Genomic DNA, 16,743 nt, shown 5'->3' with positions numbered 1-16,743 from the left:
ATGAATATACTACACAAAGATATATAAGATTGATGAATTCTTACTCCGGCTTTCATGATATAGATAAAGATAAGCAGAAGGCTATTTTAGATAGTGCTGTAGATTATATTGACAGTAACGGAGGCAAAATAGTTGTCCCACAAGAAGTAAGATTATATATGGCAAAAAAGTGATTCGAAAGTTGTAAAAAGAGCAAAAATACGCAGGTAGAGCCTAAAATTTTAGGCTCTTTTCTTTTTTTAAAATAGAGACGTTAAGAAAACCTTAAGATTTACATCGTGTTTTTGTTAAGATTTGCTTGATAAGATTCTTTTTGTAGTCATACTAAAGGGTGATAGTAAAGGTAACCGTCATAGTTGGGAGTGAATATCCATGAATTTGTTGGTTTGTGATGATGATAAGGAGATCGTCGATGCGATCGGTATTTATTTAGAAAATGAAGGATATCAAATATTTAAGGCGTTTAATGGGTTGGAAGCCATAGATATCATCAAAGATCATGAGATTCATCTTATTATCATGGATATTATGATGCCCATGATGGATGGGTTAAGGGCTACGATGAAAATTAGAGAAGAAAATAATATACCATTGATTATGCTCTCTGCTAAATCGGAGGATTCGGATAAAATTATCGGATTGAATTTAGGGGCAGATGACTACATAACCAAACCGTTTAATCCGCTGGAGCTGATTGCAAGGGTCAAGTCCCAGTTGAGGAGATATACCACATTGGGAAGTCTAGAAACGAAGAAGAATGTCTTTCGGACAGGGGGACTGGTCATTGATGATGAAAGTAAAATCATCTCGGTCGATGGAGAAGTGGTCCATCTTACACCGGTGCAATATAAGATTTTGAAATTGCTGACGGCCAACGCCGGAAGAGTCTTTTCGATTGAGGACATCTATGAAAGGGTATGGAATGAAACGGCGTTTAGTCCGGAAAATACCGTATCCGTACATATTAGAAAAATAAGAGAGAAAATCGAAATCAATCCGAAGGAGCCAAAATATTTAAAGGTGGTGTGGGGAGTTGGATATAAAGTTGAAAAAATATAGCCACTTATTAACAACGAAAATCATTGTATTTATGATCGCGGTCGGTTGTTTTACGGGTATCATCAAAGCGATTGTCCAGGTTGAAGTTGTCAAAGATGGTTATTTTAGCATGGTTATGGAAGATGACTACATTCTCAGTCATGCATTTATCAGAGAAAATCAAAAGGTCGTGGACAATCTCGCTACCCTGCTTCGAGACTATAAGAGTGAGGACAAAATTTTAAAGGGCGGGGCGATTAGAGAAGAAAGCTTGAGGGTGGAAGAACAGAATTTATATTCCGATTTTCAGCAATTTTCTAAGAGCTATCGGCCTGATTTAAGCGAGGCGGAGAACTATTCCACTTTTAAAAAAGAGTATTCCGACAAGATTGCCCAGGCTCGTGAAAAGTTGATAAAGGATGATTTAAGGAATTATCATGCCGTATTGCAAGAGCTCTCAGATCAGAAAAATCCGTTGTATTATGCCAGTGATGGTGTAAATGTCTATACGAACACAACGAAGTCAGAAAAAAGCCAGTTTAAAGAGTATCCTGCTTATTTGGTGTTTGGGAATTATAAGAGAGAGGTTTATCCGAAAAAAATCGAAGAGAATGAGCAATTTCAATTTATTAGGGATCCAATTGAGGAATTGAACCAGGACAAAACGGTGGTTTATATAGCATTTGCAGACGACTTTTTAAACCAGAAAATAAACGAGTGGAAAGAAGATAAAGCCGTTGTCACAAAAAATCTTTATATTTTAGCTGCATTTTTGCTAGGTTTCATTCTATCATTTGGCTATCTCATCCTAGTCGCGGGAAGAAGGTCATTTAAAGATGATCAGGTGCACCTTTATCCTCTGAACAAACTATACAATGATATCAATATCCTTCTATGTATGAGCCTAATCGCCATTTGGATTACAATGATGGATAATGTGGCACACACAAGCATTGATAGAATAGCCATTCCTATCACCATCCCGATCTTAGCAGCCGTGCTTGTTTTGATTCTCTCACTGGTTAAACATTTTAAAAATAAAACATTGCTGAAACATACCTTGATTTTTACCATCATTCGTAAGCTCATAACAATTGTAAGAAATGTCTATGAGACAGGGAATGTCGGGGTCAAGACGGTATTAATCGTCATTGGTTACCCTGTATTGATTGCGTTAACGTTTTTTATGTTCCCGGTTACTATTGGTCTGGCAGCCTGGTTTGCTTATAAAAAGGTTAAGAGTTTTCAAGCCATCCAGGATGGAGTGGAAAGAATTAAGGCGGGAAGTCTTCATCATCGAATCGAAGTGCCAAACCGCGGGGAGTTTAAAACACTTGCGAACAATATCAACAGCATCACGGATGGACTGAAAGAGGCTGTTGACAGTGAGCTCAAAAGTGAGCGGTTAAAAACGGAGTTAATCACCAATGTTTCTCATGATATAAGAACTCCATTAACATCGATCATCACCTATGTGGATTTATTAAAAGCCGAAGAGGTTACGCCAAGGGCTGCCGAATATATCAATATCTTAGATCAAAAATCGAAAAGACTAAAACTATTAACCGATGATTTATTTGAAGCCGCCAAAGCGACGAGTGGAACTATTTCAGTTGATTTTGAGAAAATTGATATCGTGTCTTTAGTTACCCAGGGACTTGGCGAAGTGAATGATAAGATTGAAGACTTGAGTTTGCAATTCAAGCTGAATCATCCCAAGGATAAGGTGTATATTAGCGCGGATGGAAAATTACTATGGAGGTCCATTGAAAACTTATTATCGAATATCTTTAAATATGCGCTCAGTGGTTCTAGAGTATATATCGATATCGAGGATGCGGGGAATGAAATTCAGCTTTCCTTTAAGAACATTTCCGCCTATGAGTTAAATATTTCAGCAGACGAATTAATGGAACGCTTTAAGCGTGGCGATGAATCCAGATCCAGCCAAGGCAGCGGGCTTGGGTTATCGATTGCGAAAAGCCTGATTGAAGTTCAAAAGGGGAAATTTAACATCCACGTCGACGGAGATTTATTTAAGGCGGTTATTACTTTTCCTAAGATGATAGATTCGCAATCGAAAGTTGTGGAAGAAAGTTAATGTAAATGACGTTCAGTCTTTTATAAAAACAAGCATAAAGCAGTGGATTTCACACCTGAAATCGCACTGCTTTTAGCATTTTTAAGAGAGATTAATTAATAAGCTTAGTACCATGCCATGGGTGATTACATATAATAAGTGAATTTATTAAAATTTATACGAGGAGAAAATTTTATGCTTACAGAAGCTGATGCAACTAGAACAGACGGTTTTATTACGGTAATGCTCTTTGGTCAATTGCCCACACGATGTGATGAAATAGAAGAACTCGGACATTATCCGGGTGATGGAATTAGGTCTGCTCGAATTTTTCTTAGAGAGGGGAGAAAACCCGGACTGGAAAATATGTACTGTACACAGGGATTAGGTAAAATATGGAGTATAAATAGAGTGATTCTTGACAATTTTTCTACAACTGTAGAGATTTTTATAAATAACTATCTTGTTAGGAAAATTCGGGTCATAGAAGCCTTAGGGCATGGATGGTATAATATGCATTGACAAAAGCCGATATGATTTATATCATATCGGCTTTTACTTTAAGAAGTTAATGAATATAATCATAAATATTTTTCGCAAGCAATAAGCAGGTTACGGCAATAAACAGGGCACGAACATAACCGCTTCCTCTTTTAATCGCAAATTTTGAGCCGCAAATCGCACCAACAAGTTGGGCTACCCCCATTATGAGTCCATACGTGTAATGGACTTGTCCTAAAAACATAAACATCAATAGTCCAGCAATATTACTGCCAAAATTTAAAAACTTCGCGTTTCCTGCCGCCTTTAAAAAATCAAATCCGATCAATAAAAAAGAAAAAATTAAGAATGAACCTGTTCCAGGACCAATAAATCCATCATAGAAACCAATTGCAAAAATCGCCAGCATAAACATAATATAGCGGCGGAGGGACAATTCTTTAGGCGCTGATATGCTGCCCCAATCTTTCTTGAAAATAGTATAAATAGTGACCGCTGCGAGCATGACCAGCATTAATGGCTTAAGCACTTCAGGGTTCATTAAATGAACAGTCCAAGCTCCAATCATCGAGCCAATGAAAGTAAGTGGAAATAATTTCAACACTGATTTTATCTCGAGTTTACCAGAACGATAAAACATAATAGTACTCGTTAAAGAACCTATCGTTCCTGCCAATTTATTCGTAGCAACTGCTGTCGCCGGATTCAGTCCTGTAAATAGTAACGCAGGCAGTGCAATTAGCCCGCCACCCCCTACAACTGAATCAATAAATGAAGCTAAAAATCCAAAAACAATCAAAATCATTAATAACGAAGGTTCTATGTCTAGATGCATACAATCAGCCTTTCCTTTGGTGACTACTAGTATAGTACCTGATTATTGACTAATTGTCATTCTCTCCCATTGTCCTCAAGGCCCGCCACGAGAATCATTAAATAGTGATACCGCTTTTAAAATCCAGCATTTGAAAGAGTTTTTCGGTATCGACCGTGTCGCTGCTATTATCAAAAGATATCATTTTAATATTTTCCCATAAACACTGTTTTTCCTGGATGCTTTGAACATACGTCTCCCAGTTGGCCAGTTTCCAGGTATCTCTTTCAAGAGCTCTGGCCTCCATCCTTTGTTTAAGGGTGGCAAAATCAACCGTTACCTTAAGGACGATTGGGTTGATCGTTTGCCAGTTATATTTTTTGATCAATTCATTTATGTAATTTTTATTAGAAAAATAGCCAAGGAAAGGGGCATCCAGAATGACGGAATTGCCTAATTGAAGGTTGTCATTCGCAATGTCGAGTAAGGTTTGATACTCGAGGTCCATGACCACATCTGTATAAAAAGAGCAGCCATCGCGGTCATAAGGAGAATACCCATTGGTTTCTAGTAATTTACCAGTGAATTTATTACAAATCATGTCTTTATCTAAGTAGCCAAAATTGTACTTAGAAACGAGCAGTTTTCCGACAGTTGACTTCCCGGAAGATGCAGGACCTATTAAAAATATGACAGTGGGCTTCATAATCAAATCCTCCTCGTTTTATATTAAAAACGGTTACATTTTAATTCGCATATGTGAACTACATTCCGTATGTCGAATTCTATTTTTAGATTATCTCAACTTTCCTCTCATTTCAATCTCAATTTTTTAAAAAAATTCCATTAAATTAATTTTCAAAAAACTATTGAATTTATTTTTTGAGATAACTATACTTAAGGCATAAATTCGCAATGCTGAATCAAGTTCGCATATGTGAACTTAATAAGGAGCAAACCAAATGGAAAAAATCCGTATCAATAAATCAGCTGAACGTGCATTAGACCTGCTCGTCCTGCTGGCAAAAACGGGGACAGCTTTAACATTAAATGAAATTTGTACCGAGATGGGCATGCCCAAAAGCAGCGGCTTCGAATTGGTGCAGACATTACTTTACAAAGGTTTTATAGAGTTAGAGGATCCTAGATTAAAAACATACCGATTAGGATTGGCCGCTTTTGAAACGGGAATGGCTTATCAAGCGAATATGGAGATTACGCAATTAGCCAGACCGCTTCTGCTGGAATTGAACAAGCAAACGGGCAGCACTGTTTTCTTGGGCGTCGAGGACAAAGGGAAAGTGGTTTACCTTGATAAGGCGGAAAATTTCTCCGTAATGCGTCCGACAGCAAAGCTTGGTTCGCGCCGGTACCTTCATACGACAGGTGTTGGAAAAGCCTTGCTGGCCGCCATGCCAGATGAAAAAATTGAATATCTTTATGGCGATGGTGAAATTCCGAGAAAGACATCCTTTTCAAAAGTAACCTTGCCGGAAATTTTGCAGGATATGAAGGAGATTCGGGAACGGGGCTATTCGATTGATGACCGCGAGGACAATGTAGAAATGTATTGTATGGGATCCGCTATCTTTGACCAGTCGAATCAGCCGGTCGCCGCCATTAGTATTGCAAGCGTGCTATCCAGTATGACACCTGAGCGAAAGGAGATGGTAAGTAATTTAATTTCCGAAACAGCGATCAAGTTGTCCAACCAGCTTGGCTACAGTGCCAAACGGTTGTATCAAAATATTTAGAGGAGGTTATGGTTTTGCCTAGAAAACTAGAAAACTTAAACAAGATTTATGAAAGCGGTATAGTCCTGATTATCCGTTCCGAAAGCGAAGAGGAGGCTTTGGCCGTTGCCGAAGCAGCGATTCAGGGAGGAATTAAAGCGTTAGAAATTACGATGAGCGTACCCAATGCCCTAAATGTAATTCGCACGCTAGCCAAGCAATATAAGGACAAAGGTATCTTAATTGGTGCCGGTACGATTTTGGATGCGGAAACAGCAAACGCGGCACTCCTTGCTGGGGCAGAACTATTAGTCAGCCCGCAGTTGAATCCGGAAATGATTAAAATGGCAAACCGCTACCAGGCCGTTACAATCAGCGGGGCTTTTACTCCAAAGGAAGTCATCGAGACGCTCGAAGCGGGTGCAGACATCGTGAAGTTATTCCCGGCTGAAGTAGTGGCTCCCAAATATGTAAGCGCCATTATGGCACCGGTTCCGCAAGCACCAATTGTGCCGACAGGCGGCGTTACCCCGCAGAATGTACATGAGTGGCTGCAGGCCGGCTGTGTCGCTGTAGGTGTGGGAAGCTTTATCTCGAAAGCTGCCCGTAAGGATGGTGATTATCAAAAGGTTACGGCTGCCGCAAGAGAATTTCTACAAGCCGTTTCTAAAGCAAAGTATTCCTTGGCTTAAGAAGAAGCAAGAGTGGATTCTTGCTCTTTAAAAAGAAATGCAAAGGTTTTCATGATGACTTCAGGGATCTACATAACGAGTTTAATCGATTTTAAAAAAGAGGGGAGTTTTAAGAATGGCTAAATTGCAGCAAGAAGTCATGCAAAATGTTCAACAGGCAAAGAGTATCAATAAAACGCGCTGGGCGATGGTCATGATTATTTTGGTTGGTGCGGTCGTTAACTATTTGGACCGTTCTAATTTAAGTGTCGCAAACCCTTTAATCTCGAAGGAATTTGGTTTATCTCCTTTGCAAATGGGGGTCTTATTGTCCGCTTTCCTTTGGCCGTATGCACTGGCGAATCTTCCAGCAGGCTGGCTGGTTGACAAAATTGGTCCGAAGAAAATGTTTACAGGCGCGATTGTTTCCTGGTCGATTGTTTCCTTGTTAACGGCTTTTACAAACAGCTATTCGCTTTTTTATACGCTGCGTGTTTTACTGGGTATTTCGGAATCGCCGTTTTTCCCAGCGGCTACAAAGGCAATCAATACTTGGTTTTCTAAAAAAGACCGTGGAACACCGCTTGCTATTGTCAATACTGGTTCCCAAATAGCGAACGGGATTGCTCCTCCATTATTAACGGCACTTATGCTTGCTTACTCTTGGAAAATCATGTTTGTGATCATTGGGGCAGCAGGTCTTGTCGTAATGGCTATTTGGTGGGCAGTGTATCGTAATCCTACTAAATTCGAACTTATTGAAATTAATAAAGATGAAGAAGAAGTTAAGGTTGACGCCGCTGAGAAGCAGATTGGCTGGGGCGGACTATTTAAATACAAATCTACTTGGTTTATGATCATTGGTAACTTTGGACTTGTTTATACAATGTGGACATTCTTAACATGGCTGCCTGGTTACTTGGTGGCAGACCGCGGTTTGACGGTTTTGAAAACGGGCTGGGTGGCTTCGATTCCGTTCTTGATGGGGATCATTGGCGTGCCTCTTGGAGGTATCATTTCTGACTACTTTATCCGCAAAGGCTATCAGCCGATTAAGGCACGGAAAATCCCGCTTGTTTGCGGAGCGATCGTTGCCGCATGTGCGGTCATACCAATTCCGTATGTATCAGGTGTTACTGGTGCGATCACATTAATAACAATTGCTTATTTTGCTTCTTCAGTACCAACTGGTGTCATTTGGACGCTTGCGACTGACGTAGCACCGAAAAACATGGTGGCATCACTAGGTTCAATTCAAAATTTTGGCGGCTTTGTTGGAGCATCACTAGCACCTATCGTGACAGGTGCAATCGTGCAGGCAACTGGATCGTTTGAACATGTCTTCCTTGTTGGAGCGGTATTGCTGGTTGTTTCGGCTGTCAGCTACGGTATCTTCTTGAAAAAGCCAATTACGGTGAATTAGTATGAGTAATAAGTTGAAATCTTTCAATAAAAATAGAAAACCATCCTAGCTGTGGCAAGCAACAGGATGGCCTCAGAGAAATAATAATATTACCCTACTTGGCGGTAGGGATGAAGAGAGAAGTGTTCTTAGCACTTCTCTTTTATTATACTTTAAATTCATTCGGGAGACCATATAACGGTTCCAGTGGCGGCATCCTTATTATTTCTTTTCAAAAGCAAACAATTTAAGCTCTTCAGTGTCTGGTGGAAGTACAACCAACCTCTCAAAATTCATTCCAATTTTCTCTAGTAGATTGGAGGAAAGGTCATTATCCTTAGAGGTGATCGCCACAAGTCGATGGAGTCCCAATTTTTCAATCCCATGCTCCAATGTAGCAGAGGCTGCCTCGTATCCATAGCCTTTGGATTGAAATTTTGATAAAAAGGCAAAGCCAATATCAACATCTTCTAAAGAATCCCTTTTAATCAAGCCGCAAATGCCAATCGGAATTCCACCGTCTTTTAGCTCCGTTAAGTAAAGACCAAATCCCTTTCGAGTGTACATATCCATTGGTCCTGTTAAAATATAGTTTCTAGCATCCTCCAGCGTTCTCACACCTTTATCTCCGATAAAACGGATCCAAGATGGTTCATTCAAAAGTTCAAGGATAAAGGCATCATCATCAGGCGTTAACCAGCGGAGGATTAATTGATTGGTTTCCATTACTTTCATATTAAATACACCTCATTATCATTTTAGCACAGAAAGACATGGGGACGGTTATTGCGAAATTAGAAATTATTATAATATTAAAAAAATATTGACTATTCTAAATAATGTCCTTAAACTACCATTATATAGTAATAGAGGAGGTGGCTGTTTGTCACACTCAAAAATGGGAGAACAGCAGATTTATCAAATCTTGCGAAGCGCCATTTTTAATGCGGAGCTTCCTCCGGGCACGCAATTAGTCGAGTCATCGCTTGCAGAAGCATTTGGAGTGAGTCGAACCCCTATTCGATCAGTTCTTTCACGGCTCAAGTATGAATCACTGGTTCGTTTTATTCCCAATCGGGGAGCTTTTGTTCATTGTCCAACACCTGAAGAAGCGGAACAAATCTTCTTTGTTCGGCAGTTATTGGAACCTGAAGCCGCTTATTTAGCAGCGCTTAACGCAAGTCCTTCCGATTTAGAAAAGATGAACTTTTTTATTGAGGAAGAGGAAAAATTTTACCAGCAAAGTCAACCACATCATGCATTACAGGCCATTCAGTCCTTTCATATGACAGTGATTGAGGCGAGTCAGAATGCCTACCTAATTCAATACTTGCGCGAGACTCTTTCTCTTACACATATCATCCTCACATTCTATGATGTTACAGAATCCAATACCACCCACTCTCATCATGAGCATCGAGCCTTGTATAACGCCATCCATCAACGAGACGCCAACCACTCCAAGCAGCTTGCAGAAGAGCACATTCCATACATCGTAAAAGATATTGACTTCACGAAAAAACTAAATCACGCATTAACCATTGATCAAATCATTACTCGGTACACCCCCTAGTAATTTTTTAATAGGGTTGATTGTATACAATTATTGTACACGTTTAGGAGGATACAATATGCCGTCTACAGATAAACAGCTGGCTGATGGATTGGATGGGAGCCTCCATTAAGGAAGTGCTGGTTCAACAAGCAAATAGTTAGAAGGGAGAACAGTTCATGGAAATGTTAAAACAGGAGCAGCTGCAGGGAGGCGAAAAAATTCAGGTAGAAGAAGCCGTTTCTTCTATTATTCAACGCGTTCGTGAAGAAGGGGATGCCGCCCTAAAAGCCTATCTGAGGCAGTTTGACGGGGTGGATATCGAGGATCTGCGAGTCCAAGAGAAGGATATCCAGGAAGCCTTATCTCAATTACCGCAGACGTTGATTGAGGACATTCAATTTTCGGTAGAGCGGATAAAAGCCTTTGCTGAGGCACAGCGCCGAACACTCACAGAATTTGAGCAAGAAATGATTCCGGGAGTTTATTTGGGACAAAGGGTCATTCCAATCGAAACCGTTGGAGCCTATGTTCCTGGCGGACGATATCCGCTGTTATCTTCGGCGCAGATGGCAATCATCCCCGCCAAAGTCGCGGGTGTATCAAACGTGAAAGTATGTACACCTCCAACCAAAACGGGAGAGGTCCATCCAGCGGTACTTGCTGCGGCCCACTTATCTGGAGCGAATGAAATCTACCGTGTTGGAGGAGCTCAAGCGATTGCGGCTCTTGCCTATGGAACAGAATCAATTGGTCCGGTTCATAAAATAACGGGTCCGGGCAATGTGTTTGTAACCGAAGCAAAACGCCAGGTTCATGGTCAAGTCGGCATTGATTTGTTAGCCGGCCCTAGTGAAGTGCTGGTTGTTGCCGATCAATTTGCCAATCCGGTCTATGTCGCTTCCGATTTGCTCGCCCAAGCGGAACACGATGTTAATGCCCGGGTTGCCTTAGTCACAACCGATCGAAATCTAGGAATGGCCGTTCTTCGTGAAATCGAAGAACAGCTTAAAACACTAACGACTGCCGAAGTGGCCCGTGTCTCATGGGATCGATGGGGACAAGTATTCCTTGCGGATAGCTTAGAGGAAGCCATCTCGATTGTGAATGATTGGGCACCGGAACATCTTCATGTCCAAACGACTAATGCGTATGAGATTAAAGATCGATTCATCAATTATGGATCTCTATTTTTAGGGGGACTTTCCTCTGTTGTCTATGCGGACAAAGTATGTGGAACCAACCATATCCTACCTACTCGTGCCGCGGCCAAATATACAGGTGGTGTATGGGTGGGGACGTTTTTAAAAGTCGTAACCTATCAATCTATCAAAAAAGAAGGTGTAGAAGTGCTTGCACCTCATTGTGTTCGGCAATCAGGCCAAGAAGGGCTGATTGGTCATCTTCGCTCAGCCAATATCAGATGGAGCGGAAAACTGGATATTGAATAAAAAAATACATTTTATGGGGGAATTATGATGAAAAAATTCACAAAAATGTTTTTGCTCACTCTTCTTTCTCTTATTCTATTAGCCGGCTGCGGCGGTGAAAAGACGACAAACGGAAATGCCAGTGATTCAAAAGGTGACAGCAAATCTGCCACAAGTACATTAGAAAAAGCAAAAGAAAAGGGTGTACTAGTTGTGGCATCATCGAACGATGTTCCATTTGCTTATATCAATAAGGATACAAAGAAATTTGAAGGTATTGATGCTGAAATTATTGCAGAAGTGGCCAAACGCTTAGGAATCCCGAAGGTTGAAATGAAAGAAGTAAAGTTTGAAAACTTGCTGCTTGAGCTTAACAACAAAGGTGTTGATATGGTAACAGATGGGATGTATATCAAGCCGGAACGTCAGAAAATCGCGAACTTCACTAATATTTGGTATACCGAAGGGGAAGCGCTGGTTGTTTTAAAAGATTCTACTATCAAAGGATTGGATGATTTGAAGGACAAGGTTGTTGGCGGTCAAAAAGGAACAGCATTCCTTGAATTTGCTCAAAAGCTTCAAAAAGAAGGCAAAATTAAAGAAGTAAAGGTGTTTAATTCTCAATCAGAACTGCTTCTTGCTGTAAATACAAAAAAAATTGATGCTTGTATCACTGATAGTGCAGTAGCTGGCTATAGTATCACTAATGACAAAACGTTGAATTTAAAATTAGTTTCTCCTTATAAAGCTGAGGCCGCTGGAAATATTGGAGCAGCTGTCCGCAAGTCAGATAAAGATCTATTAGAAGCCGTGAATAAAGAATTAGATAAGCTTAAGGAAGAAGGGTTCATCCTTGACGTTTTGAAAAAGTATGGATTAAACGAAGATAACTTCGTGCCTGCTGGTAAGTAAGCAGTTTTTCATGGAGAGCTCTTTCCTTAGGCTCTCCTATCTTTTTTAAAAAGGGGGATACATATGGACATCTTAAAAAGTTTAGATTTTGCGACAGCCTTTAAAGACTTGTATCCAGAATTGTTACGGGCGATGGGGACCGTTCTTGGAGCTACTATATGCGGTTTTATCCTGGCGTTGGTACTGGGCACGTTGATTGCATTAGGGCGATTATCGAAGCTTAAATGGCTGAATCGATTATTGGTCATCTTTCTTGAAGTTATTCGAGGAACTCCTTTGCTGGTCCAGGTCGTGTATATGTACTATGTCGTTCCATTGCTCGTCTCTTTGGTGGTTCAATTTTGGAGTCCTGGATACCAACTAAATTTTAATGCATTCATTGCCGGGACTCTTGCCTTGGGAGTGAATTATGGGGCTTATTTATCGGAAGTCATCCGCTCGGCTATTACCGCCATTGACCGTGGACAAACAGAAGCGGCTTTGGCCCTTGGCTATACGAACAAGCAGGCAATGTGGTCCATCATTATTCCACAGGCCAGCCGAATTGCGTTACCGACCTTCGGCAACTACATCATCATGATGGTGAAGGATACCTCACTTCTTGCCTTTATTACGGTGAGTGAACTATTGCTAAGAACACAAACTTATGCCTCTCAAACATTCTTAACCATTGAATCCTACACGCTTTTAGCAATAGCCTATTTAATTTTAAGCTTGCCAATGGCTCAAATAGTTAGATTAATGGAGAGGAGATTACGTCGTCATGTCTAATGCAATCATTGAAGTGAACCAGCTGCGAAAATCTTTTGGCTCCAATGAAATTTTAAAAGGAATTGATGTGGAAATCAGACAGGGGGAAAAGCTTGTTGTCATCGGTCCATCGGGATCGGGGAAATCCACCTTTCTTCGCTGTCTTAATTTCTTGGAAATCCCAACAAGCGGGACTGTAAAGGTGCATGGCGATTATTTTATCAAACCTGGCGGAAAATTTGATGAGAAACATGTTGCCTCCCTTCGAACTGAAGTCGGGATGGTGTTTCAACGATTTAACTTATTCCCAACCATGACGGCACTCGAAAATGTGATGGCGGCGCAAATCAAAATTCGAAAAAAGTCTAAAGAAGCTGCACGAGAAACAGCTGAAAAATATCTGCGCAAAGTCGGATTAGCAGATCGGATGAATCATTATCCGAGTCAATTATCAGGCGGGCAGCAGCAACGTGTTGCGATTGCAAGAGCACTGGCGATGGAACCGAAAGCGATGCTGTTTGACGAGGCAACCTCTGCCCTCGATCCTGAGCTAATTGGTGAGGTTTTAAATGTCATTCGTGAATTAGCAAACGAAGGAATGACGATGGTATTAGTCACACATGAAATGAAATTTGCCGAAGAGGTTGGCGATCGGGTTATTTTTATGGACGGGGGAGTCATCGTGGAGGAAGGGCCTCCGAAAGAGTTTTTCCATAACCCGAAACATAACCGAACCCGGGAATTTCTTCAAAAAGTAGAGCATTAGGGAGTGGATGATCGGGCTATCTGATTCTTTGAAGTTCTAGAAACCGGTGGGGTATGGATCAATGAAATCTCGACGGTTTGGCAGGACAATTATCCGTATGGCGGGGTAAAGATGCGCGGCATTGGCCGGGAAGCGGATGCATCTGCGACTGCAGAAATGATTGATGTGAAATTTATGGTTATTAAATTGACTTGAGACAATGGGGACGATTCTTTAAGGGGACAATCGGAATTTTCACCCGCAAAAAGGCACAACTAGTGGATTTTTACTAGTTGTGCCTTTGTTTCTTTCCAAAGGGCAAGACTAATTTCAAAGTTATTGATTGCCCGAGAAGAATGAAGTCACCGTCCCTAACCTATGTGATTTCATTCTTTTTGTTTCCTGTACAAAAATTAGATAGCGGATATCGTTAAATGGTCATTGTATATTTATTGTTAGACCCAAAATATAGCTTTTTGAGTGTAAGCAGCATTCCTTTATGCTCCGAGTAGGTACCGCCTTCATGCCACTGAAACCCTTCACCGTAATCGCCTTTGTTAGAAAGCATATTCATGCTAGATTCAACGTAAAAGTCTTCATCGCAAATGAATAGCTTGTAGTGTGAATTGATTCTATCAATACGCAGTTGACCCGGGTACTTTTTCTTGGTAAGGGAGTTTTTTAACATCTGAACATATTTTTCGGTTGCTTCGCCTCTATTATCATGTTTTATAGATGAGGAGTTTCCCTCGATGCCATATAAAATGGTTAAATTAACTCCTCTAGCCAGTAAGCTTTTAAAACGAGAGATCATTTCGGTCTCAGTCACCCATTTGGAAATCCAAGGACTAATAATGCATACCTCATGTTTGGCTTCATCTAATGCCTTGTATAAATAATTCTTTATTTGATAGTTTTGTATATGCTGCAATTGAAATGAATGACTGTTCTCCTGAATGGTCTCTTTTATTACCTCACGAATCATATCGATGGTCACTAATTCCTCTGATTTATGTTTCATCATGTCAATAGCTGCTTGGATGTCACTTTGTGTTTTATTGTTTTTAATCATAGTAGACACAAGAATTTCAATTGAGTTTTCTACCATTTTTATTTCGTAATCCAGGGCATTATACATTAGATTCATATTTTTATCCATTTGTTCCTGATTCTTTTTCCAATACTGCATCATCTCAAATGTCATACTTGTTTTAAGTCTTTCAACAAGTGAATCTTGAACAGCGTTATCAATTGAAAAGTCCTTATCCTCAATTCTTTGCAGCCGGGTAATAATGTCTGAAAACGATTGATCAATTTTTTTTGTAATAGCTAGCAGTAATTCTGTTTGATTATCCCTATCTTGGACCTGGCTATCTTGAGTCAGGGCTTTTTGATTCACTAGATCACCTGGTTTTATTTCGATTGCCACAGTTTTACTTGAAGGGGCAGTCCCAGTTTTCAATAATACTTTTATTAACGAACTAAGGAAGAAGAAGGCAGCTAATGTTAAAGCTGGTGTAGATAGAAGGTTAAAAAAGATGGCTATTATAGCAAAAACGGCACCTATACCACTAAGTAAATATGGATTTATTTGCTGATTGTTAACATTCCTTTGTTTGTATACAAGTACCAATAAAATAAGTAAAACGGGTATGCAAATAAAATAAAACCAGAAGGAGGGTAGAAGCATTGAAACAATAACAGTTAATCCCGCAATGATAAAAATAAATAATTCAGACATGTGTGTCGCTCCTACAAATTAATCAACAAGGACCTTATCAATAATTACTTCTAATTCCCCGTCATAAACATCAACCATACCAAGAATTTTGACTTCAAATTGTGCTTTTTCTGCATTAAAAATCCGTTTTTTTCTGCCTTCTATTTCTTGTGCGTCAGCCTTAAATAGTACGGTTTTAATTTCTTTTCCATTGTCAGAAAGTTTGAAAAACAGGTGGCCGTCTTTTTCGACTACTTCTTTTACAAATCCTTTTGTGATGACCATTTTGCCTCTGTTAGATGTATTTATATCGGACAGTTTTACATTTTGAACGGCAGAATCGTCACCTTTTTTTAAAATAGCTACATCATCCAGTCCATTCGGAATAAGCTGCAGTTTGCCTTTGTAAATGCTAACCTTGCCTTTAATAGATACCACTGAATTAATAGGATAATCATCAGGGTTTGGTTGAAGTGTGTTAAACAATGGGATATCTAGCTCTTGCCCGGTACCGTCTGTCTTAACAACTAAAAAAGTATGACCTTGAGGGTGTGCGTATTTAGAAATAATCGTCCCGTTAATTGATTTAATTTGACCTTCATCCTTTTCTTCAATCCTAGTAGATGAAATAACTGGGACTATATCTGTTTGACTAGTAGGAATGATTTCAACTTCTCCATTATATTGGTCTACATTCCCTGAAAACAGATATTGCTTTCCAACAACAAAATCATCACTATTGATATTTTTATCGGAAAAAATTGGTATAAGAATTTCACCGCTAGAATCTTTTACGGTAAGGAAGACGTGTCCATTCTTATGGTCACGGCGATTACTAATCTCACCAATAATACTTACGTGATCGTTGACCATGCTCTTATTAATTTCACCAATGCTGATAGTTTTGGATTTTTGATTGGTGCTAACATTTGAAGCTGTTTTTACCTCAACAGGCAGTTTATCTTTGTCTGAGCCTTCTTTAGTAAAAAGGCCATTTTTATACATTGCTACTGCTCCAATAATAATGACTAAACAAATTGCATAAATAATAAATTTCAACTGAGTCTTCATGGTGGCCTCCTAAATCATATCCAATATATAAAATATTCTACCATTTGAAATGGTTGGAATAATAGAAAATTATTAATATAGAATGCTACTTTTCTCTATGAATTCTTTCATTTGTATAGATATTTTTTCAAAATGTATCTTATAAAGATACGATAAATTCATAACAGAAGGTACTTTATGGATAGAATTCTACATACTAGAAACATTGGGAGCGGTTCTTGTGGAAGGTAATAACCTCATTAAAGAGCATGAGAAAGGTCCCTGTGGAGTTTGTGAAAAAATATATACAAAAATAGATTAATTTGGAAATACATAGGATGATAT

At 39.6% G+C, this 16,743-nt stretch carries 17 protein-coding genes; 12 read left to right on the top strand and 5 right to left on the bottom strand.

The genetic code is table 11. From position 1 onward, the window contains the following. Positions 1-372 precede the first annotated feature (372 nt). The 3 genes from V7161_RS19635 (at position 373) to V7161_RS19625 (ending at position 3,640) form a co-directional block, all read left to right on the top strand. On the top strand, positions 373-1,059 hold the full coding sequence (locus V7161_RS19635; RefSeq protein ID WP_335714596.1) for a response regulator transcription factor: 687 nt from the start codon (positions 373-375) through the stop codon (positions 1,057-1,059). Beyond that, the gene (locus V7161_RS19630) at positions 1,034-3,139 is read left to right on the top strand and encodes a sensor histidine kinase (RefSeq protein ID WP_335714595.1); all 2,106 of its coding nucleotides are present in this window, start codon (positions 1,034-1,036) and stop codon (positions 3,137-3,139) included. The genes V7161_RS19635 and V7161_RS19630 overlap by 26 nt, the downstream gene beginning before the upstream one ends. Before the next feature lie 174 nt (positions 3,140-3,313). Next, positions 3,314-3,640: a hypothetical protein gene (locus tag V7161_RS19625; protein ID WP_335714594.1), complete on the top strand. Its 327-nt coding sequence runs from the start codon at positions 3,314-3,316 to the stop codon at positions 3,638-3,640. A 46-nt stretch (positions 3,641-3,686) separates the two neighbouring features. Here the strand turns inward: V7161_RS19625 and V7161_RS19620 are convergent, their stop codons facing one another. Together V7161_RS19620 and V7161_RS19615 are read right to left on the bottom strand one after the other, a co-directional pair. Next, positions 3,687-4,454 (bottom strand): TSUP family transporter, encoded by a 768-nt coding sequence (locus tag V7161_RS19620; protein WP_335714593.1) that lies wholly within the window; start codon positions 4,452-4,454, stop codon positions 3,687-3,689. Positions 4,455-4,551: 97 nt separating this feature from the next. Next, a complete protein-coding gene (locus V7161_RS19615; protein WP_335714592.1) occupies positions 4,552-5,139 on the bottom strand; it encodes an AAA family ATPase in 588 nt (195 codons plus the stop codon). A 256-nt stretch (positions 5,140-5,395) separates the two neighbouring features. On the opposite strand from V7161_RS19615, the gene V7161_RS19610 reads away from it, so the two are divergent. The 3 genes from V7161_RS19610 to V7161_RS19600 all read left to right on the top strand — a co-directional run bounded on the left by V7161_RS19610 (position 5,396) and on the right by V7161_RS19600 (position 8,260). Further along, positions 5,396-6,187 carry an IclR family transcriptional regulator gene (locus V7161_RS19610; RefSeq protein WP_335714591.1) on the top strand — a complete coding sequence of 264 codons (792 nt, stop codon included), beginning with the start codon at positions 5,396-5,398 and terminating at the stop codon, positions 6,185-6,187. A gap of 14 nt (positions 6,188-6,201) precedes the next feature. Next, the gene (locus V7161_RS19605) at positions 6,202-6,858 is read left to right on the top strand and encodes a bifunctional 2-keto-4-hydroxyglutarate aldolase/2-keto-3-deoxy-6-phosphogluconate aldolase (protein WP_335714590.1); all 657 of its coding nucleotides are present in this window, start codon (positions 6,202-6,204) and stop codon (positions 6,856-6,858) included. 115 nt (positions 6,859-6,973) lie between these two features. After that, positions 6,974-8,260, top strand: a complete 1,287-nt coding sequence (locus V7161_RS19600) for an MFS transporter (RefSeq protein ID WP_335714589.1) — start codon at positions 6,974-6,976, stop codon at positions 8,258-8,260. A gap of 201 nt (positions 8,261-8,461) precedes the next feature. On the opposite strand, the gene V7161_RS19595 is transcribed toward V7161_RS19600, so the two are convergent. Then, positions 8,462-8,974 (bottom strand): GNAT family N-acetyltransferase, encoded by a 513-nt coding sequence (locus tag V7161_RS19595; protein ID WP_335714588.1) that lies wholly within the window; start codon positions 8,972-8,974, stop codon positions 8,462-8,464. Between the two features lie 148 nt (positions 8,975-9,122). Here V7161_RS19595 and V7161_RS19590 point away from each other — a divergent pair, with 148 nt between their 5' ends. The 6 genes from V7161_RS19590 (at position 9,123) to V7161_RS19565 (ending at position 13,844) form a co-directional block, all read left to right on the top strand. After that, positions 9,123-9,812 carry a GntR family transcriptional regulator gene (locus tag V7161_RS19590; RefSeq protein WP_335714587.1) on the top strand — a complete coding sequence of 230 codons (690 nt, stop codon included), beginning with the start codon at positions 9,123-9,125 and terminating at the stop codon, positions 9,810-9,812. Positions 9,813-9,970: 158 nt separating this feature from the next. Further along, positions 9,971-11,242: a histidinol dehydrogenase gene (gene hisD, locus V7161_RS19585; protein WP_335714586.1), complete on the top strand. Its 1,272-nt coding sequence runs from the start codon at positions 9,971-9,973 to the stop codon at positions 11,240-11,242. 27 nt (positions 11,243-11,269) lie between these two features. Next, entirely contained in the window at positions 11,270-12,133 is an 864-nt protein-coding gene (locus V7161_RS19580; protein WP_335714585.1) for a substrate-binding periplasmic protein, read from the top strand. A gap of 63 nt (positions 12,134-12,196) precedes the next feature. Continuing rightward, positions 12,197-12,904 (top strand): amino acid ABC transporter permease, encoded by a 708-nt coding sequence (locus V7161_RS19575; RefSeq protein ID WP_335714584.1) that lies wholly within the window; start codon positions 12,197-12,199, stop codon positions 12,902-12,904. Positions 12,905-12,908: 4 nt separating this feature from the next. Further along, on the top strand, positions 12,909-13,649 hold the full coding sequence (locus V7161_RS19570) for an amino acid ABC transporter ATP-binding protein (protein ID WP_335714597.1): 741 nt from the start codon (positions 12,909-12,911) through the stop codon (positions 13,647-13,649). Between the two features lie 57 nt (positions 13,650-13,706). Continuing rightward, complete coding sequence (locus V7161_RS19565) at positions 13,707-13,844, top strand: hypothetical protein (RefSeq protein WP_420491646.1); 138 nt, start codon at positions 13,707-13,709, stop codon at positions 13,842-13,844. 214 nt (positions 13,845-14,058) lie between these two features. Here the strand turns inward: V7161_RS19565 and V7161_RS19560 are convergent, their stop codons facing one another. Further along, positions 14,059-15,369, bottom strand: a complete 1,311-nt coding sequence (locus V7161_RS19560) for a hypothetical protein (protein ID WP_335714583.1) — start codon at positions 15,367-15,369, stop codon at positions 14,059-14,061. 18 nt (positions 15,370-15,387) lie between these two features. Next, positions 15,388-16,419, bottom strand: coding sequence for an OB-fold nucleic acid binding domain-containing protein (locus tag V7161_RS19555; RefSeq protein WP_335714582.1), 1,032 nt, complete (start codon positions 16,417-16,419; stop codon positions 15,388-15,390). Positions 16,420-16,743: the final 324 nt, after the last annotated feature.

The organism is Neobacillus drentensis, from assembly GCF_036965425.1.
In the GTDB taxonomy this organism is placed as follows: Bacteria; Bacillota; Bacilli; order Bacillales; family Cytobacillaceae; genus Neobacillus; species Neobacillus drentensis_F.
The sequence above is the reverse complement of the archived record's forward strand: the minus strand, read 5'-3'. Positions and strand labels throughout refer to the sequence as shown.